The 16,483-nt window shown below is 51.3% G+C and carries 16 protein-coding genes and 1 tRNA gene; 14 read left to right on the top strand and 3 right to left on the bottom strand.

The annotated features are described in order from the left end of the window. Positions 1 to 54: 54 nt before the first annotated feature. On the top strand, positions 55 to 321 hold the full coding sequence (gene sdhE, locus FHC52_RS00560; RefSeq protein WP_006178375.1) for an FAD assembly factor SdhE: 267 nt from the start codon (positions 55 to 57) through the stop codon (positions 319 to 321). Beyond that, positions 302 to 712 (top strand): protein YgfX, encoded by a 411-nt coding sequence (locus FHC52_RS00555; RefSeq protein ID WP_021242050.1) that lies wholly within the window; start codon positions 302 to 304, stop codon positions 710 to 712. The genes sdhE and FHC52_RS00555 overlap by 20 nt, the downstream gene beginning before the upstream one ends. Before the next feature lie 6 nt (positions 713 to 718). Here FHC52_RS00555 and fldB read toward each other — a convergent pair whose 3' ends face one another. Next, positions 719 to 1,240: a flavodoxin FldB gene (gene fldB / locus FHC52_RS00550; RefSeq protein WP_008499710.1), complete on the bottom strand. Its 522-nt coding sequence runs from the start codon at positions 1,238 to 1,240 to the stop codon at positions 719 to 721. Between the two features lie 101 nt (positions 1,241 to 1,341). On the opposite strand from fldB, the gene xerD reads away from it, so the two are divergent. From xerD to lysS, 5 genes are all read left to right on the top strand, one after another. Beyond that, on the top strand, positions 1,342 to 2,238 hold the full coding sequence (xerD, locus tag FHC52_RS00545) for a site-specific tyrosine recombinase XerD (protein WP_008499709.1): 897 nt from the start codon (positions 1,342 to 1,344) through the stop codon (positions 2,236 to 2,238). Positions 2,239 to 2,266: 28 nt separating this feature from the next. Next, complete coding sequence (gene dsbC, locus FHC52_RS00540) at positions 2,267 to 2,980, top strand: bifunctional protein-disulfide isomerase/oxidoreductase DsbC (RefSeq protein ID WP_008499708.1); 714 nt, start codon at positions 2,267 to 2,269, stop codon at positions 2,978 to 2,980. Between the two features lie 5 nt (positions 2,981 to 2,985). Then, the gene (gene recJ, locus FHC52_RS00535; RefSeq protein WP_126288443.1) at positions 2,986 to 4,719 is read left to right on the top strand and encodes a single-stranded-DNA-specific exonuclease RecJ; all 1,734 of its coding nucleotides are present in this window, start codon (positions 2,986 to 2,988) and stop codon (positions 4,717 to 4,719) included. 90 nt (positions 4,720 to 4,809) lie between these two features. Beyond that, a protein-coding gene (gene prfB / locus FHC52_RS00530; RefSeq protein ID WP_095908218.1) for a peptide chain release factor 2 occupies positions 4,810 to 5,908 on the top strand; the annotation gives its coding sequence in 2 pieces (ribosomal slippage) (positions 4,810 to 4,884 and positions 4,886 to 5,908; 1,098 coding nt in all). A 9-nt stretch (positions 5,909 to 5,917) separates the two neighbouring features. After that, complete coding sequence (gene lysS, locus FHC52_RS00525) at positions 5,918 to 7,435, top strand: lysine--tRNA ligase (RefSeq protein WP_021242046.1); 1,518 nt, start codon at positions 5,918 to 5,920, stop codon at positions 7,433 to 7,435. Positions 7,436 to 7,473: 38 nt separating this feature from the next. Here the strand turns inward: lysS and idi are convergent, their stop codons facing one another. After that, entirely contained in the window at positions 7,474 to 8,016 is a 543-nt protein-coding gene (gene idi / locus FHC52_RS00520; protein ID WP_008499704.1) for an isopentenyl-diphosphate Delta-isomerase, read from the bottom strand. Positions 8,017 to 8,179: 163 nt separating this feature from the next. On the opposite strand from idi, the gene actS reads away from it, so the two are divergent. The 7 genes from actS (at position 8,180) to FHC52_RS00485 (ending at position 15,396) form a co-directional block, all read left to right on the top strand. Then, the gene (gene actS / locus FHC52_RS00515) at positions 8,180 to 8,923 is read left to right on the top strand and encodes an amidase activator ActS (protein WP_045335243.1); all 744 of its coding nucleotides are present in this window, start codon (positions 8,180 to 8,182) and stop codon (positions 8,921 to 8,923) included. 80 nt (positions 8,924 to 9,003) lie between these two features. Next, positions 9,004 to 9,077: transfer RNA gene (locus tag FHC52_RS00510), tRNA-Gly, on the top strand. Positions 9,078 to 9,400: 323 nt separating this feature from the next. Beyond that, positions 9,401 to 10,834 (top strand): site-specific integrase, encoded by a 1,434-nt coding sequence (locus FHC52_RS00505; RefSeq protein WP_063930129.1) that lies wholly within the window; start codon positions 9,401 to 9,403, stop codon positions 10,832 to 10,834. After that, positions 10,835 to 11,464: a DUF4145 domain-containing protein gene (locus FHC52_RS00500; protein ID WP_032420564.1), complete on the top strand. Its 630-nt coding sequence runs from the start codon at positions 10,835 to 10,837 to the stop codon at positions 11,462 to 11,464. A gap of 1,319 nt (positions 11,465 to 12,783) precedes the next feature. After that, the gene (locus FHC52_RS00495) at positions 12,784 to 13,080 is read left to right on the top strand and encodes a hypothetical protein (RefSeq protein WP_072031571.1); all 297 of its coding nucleotides are present in this window, start codon (positions 12,784 to 12,786) and stop codon (positions 13,078 to 13,080) included. Positions 13,081 to 13,728: 648 nt separating this feature from the next. After that, complete coding sequence (locus tag FHC52_RS00490) at positions 13,729 to 14,298, top strand: recombinase family protein (RefSeq protein WP_032420563.1); 570 nt, start codon at positions 13,729 to 13,731, stop codon at positions 14,296 to 14,298. A gap of 783 nt (positions 14,299 to 15,081) precedes the next feature. Next, positions 15,082 to 15,396, top strand: a complete 315-nt coding sequence (locus FHC52_RS00485; RefSeq protein ID WP_015673660.1) for a hypothetical protein — start codon at positions 15,082 to 15,084, stop codon at positions 15,394 to 15,396. On the opposite strand, the gene FHC52_RS00480 is transcribed toward FHC52_RS00485, so the two are convergent. Further along, positions 15,393 to 16,199, bottom strand: coding sequence for a DUF4225 domain-containing protein (locus tag FHC52_RS00480; RefSeq protein ID WP_023306876.1), 807 nt, complete (start codon positions 16,197 to 16,199; stop codon positions 15,393 to 15,395). The two genes, FHC52_RS00485 and FHC52_RS00480, sit on opposite strands and share 4 nt — an antisense overlap. Positions 16,200 to 16,483: the final 284 nt, after the last annotated feature.

The raw sequence follows: 16,483 nt of genomic DNA, 5'->3' as shown, positions 1-16,483 counted from the left end.
AAAGAACACCGAATGGGGTACCGACTGTGCCAAACGTAATGCAGGAAACTGAACATGGATATTAACAACAAGGCCCGTATTCACTGGGCGTGCCGTCGCGGCATGCGTGAACTTGATATTTCCATCATGCCTTTCTTCGAATATGAGTATGACACCTTAAGCGACGACGATAAGCGTCTGTTTGTCCGCCTGCTTGAGTCTGACGATCCGGATTTATTCAACTGGCTGATGAACCACGGCAAACCCGCCGACACCGAGTTGCAACGGATGGTGCAATTAATTCAAACACGGAATCGGGAACGTGGTCCTGTGGCAATCTGATCTTCGCGTCTCGTGGCGCTCGCAGTGGATGTCTTTATTGCTCCACGGCCTGGTTGCGGCCTTTGTTTTACTGATGCCGTGGCCGCTGAGCTACACGCCGCTGTGGCTGCTGCTACTTTCGTTTGTCGTTTTTGACAGCGTACGCAGCCAGCGTCGCATTAATGCCCGTCAGGGAGAGATCAAGTTACTGATGGATTCCCGCCTGCGCTGGCAGGGAAAAGAGTGGGATATTCTCGGTATGCCCTGGATGCTCAACTGCGGCATGATGTTACGGCTACGCAAGGTGGACGGCGGGCGTTGCCAGCATCTTTGGCTGGCGGCTGACAGTATGGATGCTGCCGAGTGGCGAGACCTGCGCCGGATGCTATTGCAACAGACGACGCAGGGGTAATGCGCGTTAGCTAAACTTTTCTGCCATTTCGCCGAGAATCTGCTCGCACCAGGTCTGCAGACGTTCATCGCTAAGATCGTACTGGTTGGTTTCATCCAGCGCGAGCCCAACAAACAGCTCGCCGTCGGCAATAATCGGTTTTTTACTGGTGAACTCGTAACCTTCGGTTGGCCAGTAGCCGATGAACGACACCCCTTTCGGCGCGAGCTTGTCGTGCAGCATGCCGAGTGCGTCCAGGAACCATTCCCCGTAACCCAGCTGATCTCCCATGCCGTACATGGCAATGATCTTGCCGTCGAGATTGACTGAATCGAGTTGATCCCAGATGGCTTCCCAGTCTTCCTGTATCTCACCAAAATCCCAGGTTGGGATGCCCAGGATCAGCACATCGTACTGTTCCATCAGCGCGACCGCGTCATCTTTCAGGTTATGCAACGTCACCAGTTCCGGGCCAATGATGTCGCGAATTTTCTCTGCCGCCATTTCGGTGTAGCAGGTGCTGGAACCATAGAACAGACCAATATTCATCGCGTAACTATCTCAATTCATGCTTTGACTTTGCGCGTAGTGTACCAGAAACCGGTCACAATCAGGCATAATGGCCTGACTGCAGAATCAAAGGGGCTGATGTGGAAAAGGATCTCGCACTCGTTGAACAGTTTCTCGACGCGCTGTGGCTGGAAAAAAATCTGGCCGAGAATACGCTCAGCGCCTACCGGCGCGATCTTACCATGCTGGTGGAGTGGCTGGCCCGTCGGCAGCTCTCGCTGGCGAGCGCGCAAAGCGACGACCTGCAGGCGCTGCTCGGTGAACGTGTAGAAGGGGGATACAAAGCCACCAGCTCTGCACGCTTGCTCAGCGCCATGCGTCGGCTGTTCCAGCATCTCTACCGTGAGAAGATCCGCGAAGACGATCCCAGCGCGCTGCTGGCATCCCCTAAGCTCCCGCAGCGGCTGCCGAAAGATCTCAGCGAAGCACAAGTTGAGAGATTATTACAGTCACCGGCTGTTGACCTGCCGCTGGAGTTACGCGATAAAGCCATGCTTGAGCTATTGTATGCTACCGGCCTGCGCGTTTCGGAGCTGGTTGGCCTGACGATGAGCGACATCAGCCTGCGTCAGGGCGTGGTGCGCGTCATCGGTAAAGGAAACAAGGAAAGGCTGGTTCCGCTGGGCGAAGAGGCGGTTTACTGGCTGGAAACGTATCTGGAGCACGGTCGCCCGTGGCTGCTCAACGGCGCGTCTATCGACGTTCTGTTTCCGAGCCAGCGCGCACAGCAGATGACGCGGCAAACGTTCTGGCATCGCATCAAGCATTACGCCACACTGGCCGGTATCGACAGTGAAAAGCTATCGCCGCACGTATTGCGTCATGCCTTCGCGACGCATCTGCTCAACCACGGCGCGGATTTACGCGTGGTGCAGATGCTGCTGGGACATAGCGATCTTTCCACGACGCAAATTTACACCCATGTCGCGACGGAACGCCTGCGGCAGCTACACCAACAGCACCACCCTCGTGCGTGAGTGCCGACGAATTGTAACAGGATCAACTATGAAAAAGAGTTTCGCGCTGTTCACCCTGCTGGCAGCCTCCTTTACCGGTTTCGCCCATGCTGACGACGCCGCTATCAAACAGTCGCTCGCTAAGCTTGGCGTCACCGGCAGCGATATTCAGCCAGCACCGGTCGCCGGGATGAAAACGGTACTGACCAACAGCGGCGTGCTGTACGTCACCGAAGACGGCAAACACATTATTCAGGGGCCAATGTACGACGTGAGCGGCGCGCAGCCGGTCAACGTGACCAACCAGCTGCTGATGAAAAACCTGAACGCGCTCGAAAAAGAGATGATCGTCTATAAGGCGGCGCAGGAAAAACACGTTATTACCGTCTTCACCGATATCACCTGCGGCTACTGCCACAAGCTGCATGAAGAGATGAAAGACTACAACGCGCTGGGTATTACCGTGCGTTACCTGGCCTTCCCGCGCGCGGGCGTGCAGAGCCAGCCGGAGCAGGACATGAAGGCCATCTGGTGTGCAAAAGACCGCAATAAAGCGTTTGACGACGCGATGAACGGCAAAGGCGTTAAGCCGGCCTCCTGCGACATTGATATCGCTAACCACTACGCGCTGGGCGTGCAGTTTGGCGTGAGCGGTACGCCAGCGATTGTCCTGAGCAACGGGTACGTCGTTCCGGGCTATCAGGGACCAAAAGAGATGAAAGAGTTCCTCGACGCGCACCAGAAACAGGTTAGTGGTAAATAATCCGCGTGAAAGCCCCGATAAAATTGCGCCGCCGCGAGGCGGTTGAACCGATTGATTTGCCGGACGATCTCCCGCCGCTGCTGAAGCGCCTCTACGCCAGCCGCGGCGTGCGTCGTGCTGAGGATCTTGAACGCAGCGTAAAAGGGATGCTGCCCTGGCAGCAGCTGAACGGCATCGAAAAAGCCACTGAAATGCTCTACCACGCCCTGCGTGAGGGCACGCGCATCGTGGTGGTAGGGGATTTCGACGCCGACGGCGCCACCAGCACCGCCCTGAGCGTGCTCAGCCTGCGCGCGCTGGGCTGCGATAACGTCACGTATCTGGTGCCGAACCGTTTTGAAGACGGCTACGGACTTAGCCCGGAAGTGGTCGATCAGGCTCACGCCCGCGGTGCGCAGATGATCATGACCGTCGATAACGGGATCTCTTCCCATGCGGGGGTCGATCATGCCCACGTGCTGGGGATCCCGGTGCTGGTTACCGATCACCATCTCCCCGGTGAAACGCTGCCTGCCGCCGAGGCGATTATTAACCCCAACCTGCGCGACTGTGATTTTCCGTCGAAATCCCTTGCGGGCGTAGGCGTGGCGTTTTATCTGATGCTGGCGTTGCGTACCCTGTTACGCGACAAGGGCTGGTTCGAATCCCGCGGCATTGCCGTACCGAACCTGGCCGAATATCTCGATCTGGTGGCACTGGGTACCGTCGCTGACGTGGTCCCGCTCGATACCAATAACCGTATTTTGACCTGGCAGGGCTTGAGCCGTATCCGGGCAGGCAAGTGCCGCCCGGGGATCAAGGCGCTGCTGGAAATCGCCAACCGCGACCCGCTCAAGCTGGCGGCAAGCGATTTGGGCTTTGCCCTCGGGCCGCGCCTGAACGCGGCCGGAAGACTGGACGATATGTCCGTTGGCGTCGCGCTGCTGCTGTGCGACAACATCGGTGAAGCGCGCGTGCTGGCCAACGAGCTGGACGCCCTGAACCAGACACGTAAAGAGATTGAGCAGGGGATGCAGGCCGAAGCGCTGACCCTGTGCGAAAAGCTTGAACGCAGCGGTGATACGCTGCCGGGCGGCCTGGCGATGTACCATCCCGAGTGGCATCAGGGCGTGGTCGGCATTCTGGCGTCGCGCATCAAAGAGCGCTTCCACCGCCCGGTGATCGCCTTCGCCCCCGCGGGCGACGGCACGCTGAAAGGCTCTGGCCGCTCGATTCAGGGCCTGCATATGCGCGACGCACTGGAGCGTCTCGATACGCTGTATCCGGGCCTGATGATCAAGTTCGGCGGCCATGCGATGGCGGCAGGCCTGTCGCTGGAAGAGGCGAAATTCGACGAGTTCCAGCGCCTGTTCGGCGAGCTGGTCACCGACTGGATTGACCCGGCCCTGCTGCAGGGGGAAGTGGTGTCCGATGGCGAGCTTTCACCGCTTGAGATGACGATGGACGTGGCGCAAATGCTCCGCGATGCCGGTCCATGGGGGCAGATGTTCCCGGAGCCGCTGTTCGACGGCCGTTTCCGCCTGCTGCAGCAGCGCATCGTCGGCGAACGTCATCTGAAGGTGATGGTTGAACCGGTCGGCGGCGGCCCGCTGCTGGACGGTATTGCCTTTAACGTTGACACGGCGGTATGGCCGGACAATGGCGTACGCGAGGTCGAGCTGGCGTACAAACTGGACATCAACGAGTTTCGCGGTAACCGCACCCTTCAGATCATCATCGACAATATCTGGCCAATTTAGCGGCAGTAATCTCTATAAAAAAGGGCGTGGATTCGGTACAATCCCGCTCTTATCACCGCATTTTGACAAGTCCATAAAAGAAAACAGACCATGTTTGAAATTAATCCGGTAAAAAACCGTATTCAGGACCTCACGGAGCGCTCTGACGTTCTTAGGGGGTATCTTTGACTACGATGCCAAGAAAGAGCGTCTTGAAGAAGTAAACGCCGAGCTGGAACAGCCGGACGTCTGGAACGAACCTGAACGCGCACAGGCGCTGGGTAAAGAACGTTCCTCTCTCGAAGCTATCGTAGATACGCTGGATCAAATGGCCCAGGGGCTGGAAGATGTTTCCGGTTTGCTGGAGCTGGCCGTCGAAGCCGACGACGAAGAGACCTTTAACGAAGCCGTGGCAGAACTCGACGTGCTGGAAGAGAAGCTGGCGCAGCTTGAATTCCGTCGCATGTTCTCCGGCGAATACGACAGCGCTGACTGCTATCTCGATATTCAGGCAGGTTCCGGCGGTACCGAAGCGCAGGACTGGGCCAGCATGCTGATGCGTATGTATCTGCGCTGGGCCGAAGCGCGCGGTTTCAAAACCGAAATTATCGAAGAGTCTGAAGGTGAAGTGGCCGGTATTAAATCCGTCACCATCAAGATCATCGGTGATTATGCCTACGGCTGGCTGCGCACCGAAACCGGCGTTCACCGCCTGGTGCGTAAGAGCCCGTTCGACTCCGGCGGCCGTCGTCATACCTCCTTCAGCTCCGCGTTTGTTTACCCGGAAGTTGATGAAGATATCGATATCGAAATCAACCCGGCGGACCTGCGTATCGACGTTTATCGCGCATCCGGCGCGGGCGGCCAGCACGTTAACCGTACGGAATCGGCGGTGCGTATTACCCACATTCCAACCGGGCTGGTCACGCAATGCCAGAACGACCGTTCCCAGCATAAGAACAAAGACCAGGCCATGAAGCAGATGAAAGCGAAGCTTTATGAGCTGGAGATGCAGAAGAAAAATGCTGAGAAACAGGCGATGGAAGACAACAAATCTGACATCGGCTGGGGCAGCCAGATCCGTTCTTACGTCCTTGATGACTCCCGCATCAAAGACCTGCGTACCGGGGTTGAAACCCGTAACACGCAGGCGGTGCTGGACGGCAGCCTGGACCAATTTATCGAAGCAAGTTTGAAAGCAGGGTTATGAGGAACCAACATGTCTGAACAACAAGCACAGGGCGCTGACGCGGTAGTCGATCTTAACAACGAACTGAAAACCCGCCGCGAGAAGCTGGCAGCGCTGCGCGAGCAGGGCGTGCCGTTCCCGAACGATTTTCGTCGTGACCACACCTCAGACCAACTGCACGCTGACTTCGACGCGAAAGAGAACGAAGAGCTGGAAGCGCTGAACGTTGAAGTGGCCGTTGCGGGCCGCATGATGACCCGTCGTATCATGGGTAAAGCCTCCTTCGTGACCCTGCAGGACGTTGGCGGCCGCATTCAGCTGTACGTGTCCCGTGACGATCTGCCGGAAGGCATCTACAACGAGCAGTTCAAGAAGTGGGACCTGGGCGATATCCTGGGCGCAAAAGGTAAACTGTTCAAAACCAAAACCGGTGAACTGTCTATCCACTGCACCGAGCTGCGTCTGCTGACCAAAGCCCTGCGCCCGCTGCCGGACAAATTCCACGGCCTGCAGGATCAGGAAGCGCGCTATCGTCAGCGCTACCTGGATCTCATCTCTAACGATGAATCCCGCAAGACCTTCAAAATTCGCTCCCAGATAATGGCCGGTATCCGCCAGTTCATGGTCAACCGCGACTTTATGGAAGTGGAAACCCCGATGATGCAGGTGATCCCTGGCGGCGCGTCTGCGCGTCCGTTCATCACCCATCACAACGCCCTGGACCTGGACATGTACCTGCGTATCGCGCCGGAACTGTACCTGAAGCGTCTGGTGGTTGGTGGTTTTGACCGCGTGTTCGAAATCAACCGTAACTTCCGTAACGAAGGGATCTCCGTTCGTCATAACCCAGAGTTCACCATGATGGAACTCTATATGGCGTATGCGGATTACAAAGATCTGATCGAACTGACCGAATCCCTGTTCCGTACGCTGGCGCAGGATATTCTGGGCACCACGCAGGTCCCTTACGGTGAAGAAGTCTTCGACTTCGGCAAGCCGTTCGAAAAACTGACCATGCGCGAAGCGATCAAGAAGTACCGTCCGGAAACCAACATGGCGGATCTGGATAACTTCGATTCTGCGAAAGCGATCGCCGAAAGCATCGGTATCAAGGTTGAGAAGAGCTGGGGTCTGGGCCGTATCGTGACCGAGATCTTCGAAGAAGTGGCCGAAGCGCACCTGATTCAGCCGACCTTCATTACCGAGTACCCGGCTGAAGTCTCTCCGCTGGCGCGTCGTAATGACCAGAACCCTGAAATCACTGACCGCTTCGAATTCTTCATCGGCGGCCGTGAAATCGGCAACGGCTTTAGCGAGCTGAACGATGCGGAAGACCAGGCTCAGCGCTTCCAGGATCAGGTTGACGCGAAGGCGGCAGGCGACGACGAAGCGATGTTCTTCGACGAAGACTACGTGACCGCGCTGGAGCACGGCCTGCCACCAACGGCGGGTCTGGGTATTGGTATCGACCGTATGGTGATGCTGTTCACCAACAGCCACACCATCCGCGACGTGATCCTGTTCCCGGCGATGCGCCCGGTCAAGTAAGGCGTTAAGATGTAAAAAAAGCCCCGAAAGGGGCTTTTTTATTGCGCCGCGAAGGCTATGAGTTTTTCGCGGGCGGTCGTCGCTTCCATGACCATCCACGGGCTAAAGGCCCAGGGCGTCGCGTCCAGCGCGCGGAATAGCGCGTCCAGCTCAACCCACTGATAGTCCATCACTTCATCTTCGTTTATCGTCACGTCATTGGTGATGCGGGCGGCGAACACCGGGCAAATTTCGTTTTCCACGATCCCGGATGGGTCGGTTTCCCGATAGCGAAATTCAGGGGCGACGGCGGTGATATCGGTCAGTTCTGCGCCCACTTCAAAGCGGCAGCGGCGGATTATCGCCTGGACTGTCTCTTCACCCGACTGCGGGTGGCCGCACACGGAGTTGGTCCAGACGCCGGGCCAGGCTTTTTTGCTTAAGGCGCGTCGGGTGATTAGACATTCGCCTTTTGCGTTAAAAAGCCAGGAAGAGAACGCCAGATGCAGCGGGGTATGTAACGTGTGCGCGGCATACTTTTCCTGAGTGCCAATCACCATTCCCTGGTCGTTTACCAAAATAACGTGTTCTTGAATACTCATTGATGCTCCAGTGCCAAGTTGCCGAGTGGTTCAGCACCATCAGCCGAAGCATTATACTGCATTCTTATACGAACGGTTTGGCTCGTAGAGCGGAAAAGGGCATGACCCCTGTTCGTTTTGGCTGTTATCATAGTGCGCCATTCACGCTGACCGAGGATCTGTTTTGTTTGCAGGAAGCCTGACGAGAAAACCCCTTACCGCTATTTTTTGCCTGACGCTGACGCTATTACTGGCGGGCTGTTCAGGGAGCAAATCTTCGGATACGGGAAGCTATTCCGGTTCGGTCTACACCGTCAAACGCGGGGACACCCTGTACCGGATTTCGCGCGCAACGGGGACCAGCGTGAAGGATCTGGCGCGGCTGAATAACCTCTCGCCGCCCTACACCATCGAGGTGGGGCAGCAGCTGAAGGTTAGCGGCGGATCGTCCGCGGGTAAAAAGTCCTCTTCGAAAGGCAAAACCGCCAAAGTGACGCCGTCCTATCAGGTGCCGCAATCGTCATGGCCGCCGGTTGGACAGCGCTGCTGGATTTGGCCTGCCAGCGGTAAAGTGGTCGCCCCTTACTCACTCTCTGAAGGTGGCAACAAGGGTATTGATATCGCCGCTGCGCGCGGTACGCCGGTTTATGCCTCCGGGGCCGGGAAGGTGGTTTACGTCGGTAACCAGCTGCGTGGCTACGGTAACCTGATCATGATTAAGCATGGCGAAGACTACATCACGGCCTATGCGCACAACGACACGATGCTGGTCAATAACGGGCAGAACGTCAAAGCCGGGCAGAAGATTGCCACCATGGGCAGCACCGGTACGGATTCAGTGAAGCTGCACTTCCAGATCCGCTATAAGGCGACGGCCATCGATCCGCAGCGCTATCTTCCTGCGCCCGGCAGCAAACCGAAGTGCTAAGTGATTATTTAATCGCCGGTTAGTTGTGAAGAGGCTTGTATGAAGGTGCGTAAGGTCTATAATGCCTTACGCACCTCAAAGCGGGCGTAGTTCAATGGTAGAACGAGAGCTTCCCAAGCTCTATACGAGGGTTCGATTCCCTTCGCCCGCTCCATGACACTTCTGAATCACCTCTATCTTATTGAATCCCTTGGCGATACGGCGAAAGCCTGATTGCAGAGTTACTGACTGTAACCTTCTGTGTAACCCTTCATCGGGGATTATTCACACATGGGACTCTCTGTTGCTGATTACCAGCTATGTCCATCATCATTACCTAAAGAGCTATGTACTCGTGCCGTCTGCTATCTCTATCAGCGCAACGGAATCTACTATTGCCGACTGAAAGCCTATTTATCAATGGACGTCTGGACGGCTAAATGTGGTTCTGTCAGAATATCCTCAGTCTCACTCAGGACACGGAACAGGAGAACCGCTATGCGTCACCATCATCACATCAAGTCAGCACTGAGGGCTATCCATGCCGATAACCCATTATTGACTTATGAAGACATGCGCGGTCATCTTCGAGAGATGGCTGAGATGGAGCTATCGTTAGGTCGTTCAGATATTTTCGAACCGGATATGATGGATATTTACCGTGATCAGTATGGAGAACTTGGGGAGAGTCTTGTTGACGCTATTGCTAGTGAACCATTAACTGTTGACCAGCATCGTTACATTAACGAGGCGCAAGATGTAATCAAGGCCTGCATGGCGAGGGTAGAGGGAAACAGCCAGCCACTGATTGATTATATTGACGGGTTTGATGGAGGAGTGAGGCAGTCGGCTAAGCAGGAGGTAGAAAGCGTAGAGCCACGCCCAGCGGTCACATTAAGATTCCTCGTTGAGCAGTACGAAAAGGAGAATGTTCAGAACTGGAAGCCAGCGACTTTAAAAGAGAACCAGGCGTCGCACAGTACACTCATTGAGATTTTTGATTATCTGGGGCTGACGGACCTGACTGCAATTACCCGAGCGAACATGCTTGAGGTTCGTGATGTGCTCCAGAAGATACCGAAGAACCGTAAGCAACGCTTCAAGGATGTCTCATTGGTTGACCTGCTGGCTACTGGAGAAGCCTACGAGTACATGGATGTGGTGACAATCAATAATAAATATCTGGTCAAGATGGCAGCCTTGTTTAAGTGGGCTGTACGCAATGACCTGTTAATCAAGAACCTGACCGAAGGTTTAGAGCTAAAAGTGCCACCAAAAAAGGCCTCAGAAGCCCGTAAAGCGTTCTCAGTGGGACAAGTGTGTCAGCTTATTGATGCCGCTAAGAGATACGCTCAGAAGCCTTCTGGTAAACCATATCATTACTTTGTTGTTACGCTGGCAGCCATTACCGGGGCAAGACTGAATGAAGTCGCTCAGATTCAGGTTAGAGATGTCAGGATCACCGAGGCCGGGACCGCTTATATTCATATCAATGAAGACACTAGCACTCTGCCCGGTAAGAGCATCAAGAACCCATATAGTGAGCGCCGTGTGCCTCTGGTCGATGGAGCCTATGGTTTCGCATTGACTGACTTTATGGCGCTTGTAGAGGCCCGTAGAAGCGCTGGAGGTGAGGACGCTATGGTGTTCGATGGTCTGAAGCTAATGAAGAATGGTTATGGCGAGCAGGTTAGCAAATGGTTTAACCGGACGTTATTACCTAAGGTCGTGGCTGACCGTGACGGATTGGCGTTCCATTCATTCAGACATACAGTTGCGACTCAGTTAAAACAACAAGGTGTCGAATTGGCATATGCTCAGGCGATTCTGGGACATAGCTCTGGGTCAATTACTTATGACCGATACGCTAAAGAGATTGAGGTGGATAGGTTGGTTAAGGTGATGGTAGGTATTTATAAGGAGATAAAGTAAATGGCAGTTCCATATGAACCAGCGGAGTTCAAGAAAGAAGCTTTTAACTGTCCGTATTGTCAGGCGTATGCTAAGCAAAAGTGGGACCAATTATTTCCCTACTATGATGAAACGGCTTTCCCTATGCATGTGTCACAATGTGAGCGATGTGAGGAGTACTCATATTGGTTTGAGGAGTCCCTCCTAATTCCTGCATCTGCGAATGTTGAAATGCCGAACCCAGACATGCCGGATGACTGTAAAGCCGACTATATGGAAGCCAGAAGCATTGTCAACCTGTCTCCTAAAGGAGCCGCAGCGCTTCTCCGTCTGTGCCTGCAGAAACTGATGGTCCACTTAGGTGAACCAGGGAAAAACATTAACGACGACATTAAGTCTCTCGTGGAGAAAGGCTTACCTCCTCGCATTCAGCAAGCAGCGGACATCTGTCGTATTGTTGGCAATCAAGCAGTCCACCCCGGTGAGATTAGTCTTGATGATGACCCACAGTTAACGCACGGTCTCTTTAAACTGTTGAATATAATTGTCGATGACCGAATTACGAGACCAAAAGAAATCGAAGCGATGTTCCAGAGTATGCCTGAGGGGCCGCGTCAGGGCATCGAAAAGCGCGACAAAAAGAGCGCATAAGATAGTAACGACTCACTATGGGATAGCTCGTGTTCGGCAATCCTATAGTGAACTCTTATTGCGCGAATATCTTGTCGATATTTATGAATTAAAATTCACTTCTAGTGATCTTTGCGTTTTTATTAACTATCTGTTTTATATATGTATTGTAATTAACCCTCACTAACGGGAGAGACACCCATAGGAATAACATAAAGTTTATTCATTCACATACATGCTTTCATATACGGATTGCTCATATGGTTAGACTTCAGGTTGAACCAAATGGTCCCTCGTATTCATCCACGTGTTACTATCCACTTTGCACGTTAGCAGCACGTTCAACGGCGTTTGCATTAACACCTACTATCGGGAGGAGAGCGACACGTTCGAGACAGCATGTTCGAGACACTTCCAGTTCCCACCAGTAGCGAGCAACAAACGGCAATGCCAGTTGCACTAGCTACGCCCATACGCAACGTCAACCGATAGACGAGACCCGAAGGCAGACTGATTGGAAACCATCAGCCTTCATAGTGTCGAGCTTGTATCAGGTCACACGGCAACGTTGCATTCATTCACGTAAACCTTCGTACCTTTCAGGGCGGGTAACATCAGACACCACACGCGCATTGCTTCTAATGTGCTTCTTAAGTGGACTACAGAGATGGGAGGTTGAATAGACGAATTAACAATAATACAGGGCGGAAACTCAAAGTTATTACCTTTAGTTTTACTATTAGGTTGACTTAACAGGACTGCCCTTTAGGTATAGGCTTATTTTAATTAATAATAATACCATTCATAAAGTAAACTATCAGTACCAACAAAGGAGAAAATGTTATTTCTATTTCAATTGTGTCATTTAAACAAGTGTATCGTAATTTAAATATTACTCGAAGTAAACTTATTGAGATCATGAAGAAATTCGATTTGATTAAAACAGAAGGCTTCGAGCGAGTATACCACGATAAGAAAACTGGCCGCGAGGCATTTAGTACTGAGAGATTCTCTGGTGAGTACATCGTTAATCATCATTCTGTGTGTTATAAAAGTGAGTCAGGCGGCAAGGTTCCCCAGCAATTTCTTGATAGTCGAGTTATAGAACTTCTCCGAAGATTAATGGTAGTCAACGGATAGTCGTAAATTGCTTGTCTGTCCTGATAGTGCACCAGTCAGATGCGCGGTGTCTCGTGGTAACTGAAATATGGTTGAATTCCATCGGCAGTAATCATAGATTTTAACGATCAATATCAGTACAATGATCGAAACAAACGATGATGTGAAGTGACAATGTTAAGTTATCCTTGAGTTTTCTATTGTTATCAAAGGATTGCGGGATGTTGAAAGGTATTGGTTCGTTCGTTGGAATGTCGTTGCTCATGCTGGCAGTAGGCTGTATGGCTGGTTATATTTATGGGGGGACCACATGGTCTACATACCATGCAGTCGGAAGGGCCGTTAAAGCATTTTGGTTGGCTTCAGGGGTTTTATTTATTTCAGGTATAGCTTACCGTGCTTTTTTTAATAAGCTATCCTCTGTATGCGGTATACTTCTCGCGTTGTCTTTATGTATCGCATTAGTGCTTACTGGTTATTACTATGCAATTGGTGGTGGTTGGTGGCGTGGGTATTGATATAGGTTAGCAGCAAGTAAGGACTTTGGTGTCTCCCATAAATATCTTTTCCCCTTTGCTTTTATTATATAAGTAATTTCCCTCTATAGGCTTCCAAAGTTTGAACTGAACCGAAGGAAGCCTTATAACTTAGCGAAGAATTATCATTCCAATAGTAATCTTTTTTTATAATTTTACTAATGCTATTTTCAGATTTATTGGGGCGCTTGTTACGAGGTATAACTAAATACCAAAAGAGATTATAAGCATCGCAGAGTGAAAACGTTATGACAGGACTTTATTACTCCTTAAGATTCTACAGTTTGTTATAGAAACAAGGAAGCGAGTCTACACTTTATCAAAATATAACGAAAATTTCTCTGTGCTCATGTAAATGAATCATATGGAATATTGACCCCCATTGGCTTCCCTGAGACCTGCAAAGGGAAGGATAATCAATGGCAAAAGTGAAGATAAAACTAGTTTAACCTAGAAGCTATTATGTTTGTGCTTATAGCAATATTGACTGCCCACTGAGTATCTTTTGAGTACACGCCATTGAGACTAGCCAGCAGTATCGTATTGAGTATTATAATGTGTTTGTTATAAGTCTAATGATACTGTATCGTTAGTGTCAGTTAAATGATACTTAGGGCAGGGAGAGACATAATGAGCAAGACTTTCGGTTACATCCGAGTGAGCAGCAAGGACCAGAACGAAGCACGTCAGGTAGAAGCGCTTAAGGGCCTTTGCGATGACTTGATGATTGACAAGGTATCTGGCAAGAATGCTGACCGTCCAGAACTACAGGAGCTACTCAAGGTGGTTCGTCGTGGTGATGTGGTGGTGGTCAAGAGTGTGGACCGTTTAGCCCGTAACACAAAGGACCTTCTGACCATCCTTGAGACCCTTGTTGACGCTGGCGTTACGGTTCGCTTCATTGATAACCAGATGATCTTTGATGATACGCCCACCAGCCGCTTTATGATTACCATGTTGGGGGCTGTAGGTGAGCTTGAGCGTTCCTTCATTCGGCAGCGTCAGAGTGAGGGCGTGGCGATAGCTAAGGCTCAAGGCAAGTTTAAGGGCCGTCAGAAGGATGACCAGTTAAGGATTGAGGTGGTGAAGCTGTTGGACCGTGGAGACTTGAGCGCTGACCAGATTGCTAAACTTGCTGGATGTGGGAGAGCTACAGTGTTCAGAATTAAGAAGGAGTTAAGTAATGAGGTTGCTAAGTAAATCTCACTATCTCCCTTGGTCAATCTGTTTAGTCGTCTATCAGTTGTTAACTCAACGTCAGAACTTATTGACCATAGGCGTCTATTAGCTGTAACTTCCTATGTAACCCGAGGGACTCTTCGGTGCTTTAGAATCAAATGGTTAACGATTGGAATTACTGTCAGTTCGATTCCCTTCGCCCGCTCCAATCTCCTGACAAATCAACAAGTTATTATTTATCAGTTAGTTACGTTGCCCCGCTTTAGCAGGTACAACTTAAACTACCCATTGTTCTACGCCCGCACCTGTCGCGTGATTGGTCTGTGGTACAAGGGAGCATATCATCACGCTGGCGGTGGTTCAGGTTCTTACCGCGACAGCAAAACAACGAACAAAAAGCCGCATATCTGGCATAACTCCCGAACAGGTTGATCATACGCATTTAAGCCCGATGTGTGGCCTTGTGGCTGCGTAAACAGGTGTATAGTGGTAAACGTACCTGCACACGATATGCAGGCCCTTCCAGCGCTTCCCTCACGCTCCGAAAGGTACACGAGCACCCTGATAAGGTGTGATCCCTCTGACAATCTGATTTGGTCACTGGTGACTTTCGCAAAGCGAAACCAACCAGGTTGGCCTGATGCAGTCGCTATGCTCCGCTTGTTGCTTGTACCACTAACGGGGCTCTATGGCTTCTATTGTCTGAAATCTGATACATTGCACAAACATCATGTGGATTACTGTATAGTTCATCACATATGATTATGTGTGCCATTGCCAGTTAAGAAATGTGGAGAGGACAATATGGATGTTACTGATGAGGCTTTGTTGAGTTCTGGCTTTACACCATCGGATTTGAAGAAGATAAAGAACAACGTTGAAAGCTATGGTGGAACCTTGGGGAATGCAATCAGGGACCTGGCCAGGCGATTTATTCTTGCCGTGTGGGTTGTATCCGGTTGCCTTGCTGTATTCATTTTTCTTGTGATGTTCGCATCTGAGCAGAGTGTTTTCTCTGGTGCTATTGGCCTTTCTTGTGGCGCAGCGGTTGCAATTTTTATACAACCGCCTGTACTTGCTTATAAATCTTGGCGATTCTGTAGAGCGAACAAATCTTAATTAGTACTGTTATCAGTAGCCAGAAGATCAAAAATGACTTTCGCTTTGACACCATATCCAGCGATTTTCATCGTTAGCTTAGGCTTGCTCATTGTGTCAACTTTTCGGTAGTAATCACGCGGCAGCCAACGGAATAATCGCCAAGCCCCGGGTTTCCTTGCTAAGCCGAAGATACTATAGACACTCGCCCCTAGAGTCACCGTATTATAAAGAGCTAATCCACTTTTTGGGCTAAACCCCATGAATTGTGCGGTCTCCATTGCGCCATCAGCAAAAATTCCTTCCGATTTGGATTGTTCACCATAGCGAAGATGGCTTGCTTCTTTTGTTATACCGTTAATACCATCAACAAATAAAACTGCTCCTGCAAGAACTCCAACAGGGGTCATAGTGGACATCATAACCATCCCACCAAATAATGCTGCTCCAGATACCACTATATGAATTGCCGAAATCACGTATCCGACGATTTTATTATTTTCCCTGACAAACTCGACCTTTGCATAAAGTTGGGCGGCTCTGGTTCTTAACAAGCGTTCTTGTTCTTGCAGATTATCTGTTTCGGCACGCAGATTTTTGATGCATGCAATGCATTCTTCATCGGTTTTGGCCCGTCGTGCAGTTTCAAATTCTTTCTCTACGACCTGCCTTATCTCTTCGACAAACTTGATACGTGTTATCCCATCTTGCAAATAGAATGCTGATAGCCGATTTGCAGTTTCGACGAGTTTCCGAGCTTCCAGATTTACCATGGTATCTGACCATGTTCTGTTCCAGCCCCTGTTGAGCAGCGCAATATCCATTAAAGACTCCCTCCCAAAATGTGTCTGGTCATTTTACGTGCAATAAGGTCGAAGACAACAGGAAATACTTTCACAACCCGCCCCCGTGGGTGTCCCGTTGCTTTATCCTTCCAGTTTACATTCTCCTGTTCAAAATATCCCCGGCTCTGTTGGTGATCTGCTAGACCGTCAGCCCAGGCCCTCGGTGAAAAGCACTTTTCTTCGCCAAATATCGCTACGTGATGCCTTCAGCGACACGCCTCACTGCAACAAGCAGTGCAGTTACACAATGCTGCTTTGGGCTG

The sequence above is a fragment of the Enterobacter sp. EC_64 genome (assembly GCF_019584165.1).
GTDB lineage: Bacteria > Pseudomonadota > Gammaproteobacteria > Enterobacterales > Enterobacteriaceae > Enterobacter > Enterobacter roggenkampii.
Note: the sequence above shows the minus strand (reverse complement) of the source record. Positions and strands in the feature narration are given on the sequence as shown.